Origin of the sequence: Candidatus Thioglobus sp., assembly GCF_029243085.1 — a bacterium.
Lineage (GTDB): Bacteria > Pseudomonadota > Gammaproteobacteria > PS1 > Pseudothioglobaceae > Thioglobus_A.
Genome location: NZ_JAQWSS010000004.1, coordinates 1 through 2,884, shown reverse-complemented (window position 1 = coordinate 2,884; position 2,884 = coordinate 1). Strand labels below are relative to the sequence as shown.

The window sequence follows — 2,884 nt, the reverse complement described above, 5'->3', positions numbered from 1 at the left end:
AATTGATTCATCAGTAGGTAAAGATCCGATGCCATTTATCCAAGGCCATGGCAATATTATTCCTGGTTTAGAAAAAGCCCTTGAAGGTATGAAAATCGGCGAGTCTTGTGACGTATCAGTTAACCCTGAAGATGGCTACGGTGTTCATCACGAAGAAGGTATTCAAGAAATTCCAATGGAAGCTTTACAAGGTATTGACAACCTAGAAGTTGGTATGGAGTTGCAATCACAAGATGAGCAGGGTAACCCATTCATCGTGCGCGTTGAAAAAATCAACGAAGAAACAATTACCATTAACGCCAACCACCCACTAGCAGGTCAAGTACTACATTTCAATGTAAGTATTGAGAATGTTAGAGAAGCAACAGCTGACGAGTTAGAGCACGGCCATGTACATTCAGGATCTTGTTCTCACTAATTAGTTGAGCACTGCACAATGAACCAAGATCCGTCTTGTCCATTGTGTGGTAACAATAAGACCCAGTCTTATTATTTAAATGAGAATTCAAGCTACTGGCAGTGTTCAAACTGCGAGTTGGTTTTTTTAGCTAAGCGTTTTCATTTAAATAATAAGGATGAAAAATCCCGCTATGATCTACATCAAAATGATTCTGATGATGCAGGTTATCGACAATTCTTGTCAACCGTATTCAACCCCGTTTTAAAACATATTCAACCACAAGCCAAGGGCTTGGACTTTGGCTGTGGCCCTGGGCCAACACTATCACTGATGTTTAAGGATGCGGGCTTTGAAGTGGATTTATTTGATAAATACTATGCGAACCATCCGCAAGTGTTTAATAATAGTTATGATTTTATAACTGCTACTGAGGTGGCTGAGCACCTAGCTGAGCCTGGTATAGAACTGGCGCGTTTATATGGTATGCTTAAACCCAATGGCGTGCTGGCAGTGATGACGGGTATGCTTCATACTGACATTGATTTTTCCACCTGGTATTACAAATCTGACCCAACCCATATTTGTTTTTTTAACCAAGCCAGTATGAAATACTTAGCCGCTCAGTGGGGCGCGCGAGTTGAATTTATTGACAAGGATGTAACGTTATTTTTTAAATGAAAAAACTTTGGATTTTTATTGGATTGAGTGGTGCGCTAGCCGTTGCTGCTGGGGCGATGTCAGCGCACTTATTGGTTGATATGCTTAATGCTAAGGAACTGGCAAGGATTCAAACGGCCGCTACGTATCAAATGTATCACACCATTGTGTTGGCGGCATTGTGTGCGTATTATCAATTTAAGCCTTCATCCATTATCAAACTAAGCTGTATTTTATTTACCTTTGCTATTGTATTGTTTTCTGGAAGCTTGTATTTATACACCGCGACTTATTACCAGCCACTGGTATTTTTAACACCGATAGGCGGGTTGTTGTTTATGGTCGGCTGGCTTAATTTGATAAGACTAGCAATGAATAAACCTTAAGTTTTATTCTAAAAAAAATCCAATAAAAAAGCCTGCAAATGCAGGCTTTTTGTTGTTACTTGTTTTGACTGAGCTTAGAAAGAACCTTCTTTAGCACCTTCAAGAATTGCATCCATCTTGTCAGCAACTTCTTTTGCTGGATCGTATGCTTCTTTAGGTAGGTTCATTAAGTTCATTACATCAGAGTTCATGCTGATCATTCTGATCTTACCATCTTTACCTTCAACAACTGCAATTCTACAAGGTAGGATTACTGCATAACGATCGTCAACATCAGCAATCTTACCAGCTGTTGCAGCGTCACAAATGTTGTGAATTGTTAGGTGACGGTATGGCTTGCCTGTTACGTTTGTAATTTGCTCGCTTAATGGGAATGAAGCAACGTGTAAGATTGACTCGTTAGTCGCCATTGATTTGATAGACTCATCAACTTCAGGACCTGTAATGCCTTCTTCTACTTCTGTTACTTGTACCATTTCCATGAATAACTCTTTAGTCACTTCTTGTGGCATTACGCTACCACCTTCTAATAATACGCCTGCAATAATTTCTTCTGGCTTATCACCTGTTACTTCGATAACCGCTTCTCTCATCTCATCGCTTACATCTTGCATAGCGTTCATTGGATTGATAAAGAATGCATTAGCTGTACCCATAGTTAGTACGCTTGCAAGTGCAAAGATTGTTGTTAGTTTTTTCATTTTTTCCCCTCTTTTGATTTTTATAATTATAAGTTTTTAGCAATGCTGCTGTGTAGGTGTGTATTATACATTAATAATATTAGAAGTCAATAATATTCTTATATAATATTTATAAAACTAGTATAATTAATCAATCTAAGGCATAATTAAACCATAAATAAAAGATTAAAAAAAAAATGATTAAAAAAATACTAACACTGACAGTAGCACTAAGTGCGCTAAATTCTCATGCTGATATTGAAATTGTTGATGGCAATAAAATGCTAGAATCTGTCAACCAACAAATTATTAATATCAATACTGCAGAGCTAGACAACATTTTGAATGAAGATCCAAATGTTGTCTTGATTGATGTGCGTACACCTTCCGAGCTTAAAGTTACAGGTACTATTAATCGCGGTCAAAATATTAATATTGTGCGCGGCTGGCTGGAGTTTCAAATTGCTGATCATGTCACCTCTAAAGATACACCGATCATTGTTTATTGTGGACGCAACCTTCGTTCACCACTCGCCGCTAAAACATTAGAGAATATGGGTTATACCAATGTAAAAAACTATTCCGATGGTTTTTTTACTTGGAAAGATGAGCTAAATCCTGTTAAGGTTAGTGATCATGAGTCTAACAATATTTTATACAGACTACCTGAAGAAGTAGCAGAAGGTGTTTACTCTGCCATTGGTGCCACACAGCCATATACATACGAAAATTCAAACCATAATAACAATTTGTCATTTATT

5 protein-coding genes are annotated in these 2,884 nt (G+C 37.7%); 4 read left to right on the top strand and 1 reads right to left on the bottom strand.

Annotation, left to right across the window (positions count from 1 at the left end; all coding sequences use genetic code 11):
- The 3 genes from P8M52_RS00130 to P8M52_RS00120 form a co-directional block, all read left to right on the top strand.
- Positions 1-418, top strand: a 418-nt coding sequence (locus P8M52_RS00130) for a peptidylprolyl isomerase (RefSeq protein ID WP_300305629.1), incomplete at its 5' end; no start/stop codon positions are given.
- Positions 419-436: 18 nt separating this feature from the next.
- Positions 437-1,078 (top strand): class I SAM-dependent methyltransferase, encoded by a 642-nt coding sequence (locus tag P8M52_RS00125; protein ID WP_300305627.1) that lies wholly within the window; start codon positions 437-439, stop codon positions 1,076-1,078.
- Positions 1,075-1,443, top strand: a complete 369-nt coding sequence (locus P8M52_RS00120) for a DUF423 domain-containing protein (protein WP_300305625.1) — start codon at positions 1,075-1,077, stop codon at positions 1,441-1,443. The genes P8M52_RS00125 and P8M52_RS00120 overlap by 4 nt, the downstream gene beginning before the upstream one ends.
- A gap of 74 nt (positions 1,444-1,517) precedes the next feature.
- Here the strand turns inward: P8M52_RS00120 and P8M52_RS00115 are convergent, their stop codons facing one another.
- Positions 1,518-2,144, bottom strand: a complete 627-nt coding sequence (locus P8M52_RS00115; RefSeq protein WP_300305623.1) for a DUF302 domain-containing protein — start codon at positions 2,142-2,144, stop codon at positions 1,518-1,520.
- Between the two features lie 176 nt (positions 2,145-2,320).
- Between P8M52_RS00115 and P8M52_RS00110 the strand changes: the two genes are divergently transcribed.
- The coding region (locus P8M52_RS00110) for a rhodanese-like domain-containing protein (protein WP_300305621.1) at positions 2,321-2,884 on the top strand (564 nt) is incomplete at its 3' end.

What these genes read in the sequence shown, in the direction of transcription:
- P8M52_RS00125 (WP_300305627.1), top strand. Translation starts at nt 437, where the DNA reads ATGAACCAAGATCCGTCTTGTCCATTGTGTGGTAACAATAAGACCCAG.
- P8M52_RS00120 (WP_300305625.1), top strand. Translation starts at nt 1,075, where the DNA reads ATGAAAAAACTTTGGATTTTTATTGGATTGAGTGGTGCGCTAGCCGTT.
- P8M52_RS00115 (WP_300305623.1), bottom strand. Translation starts at nt 2,144, where the DNA reads ATGAAAAAACTAACAACAATCTTTGCACTTGCAAGCGTACTAACTATG.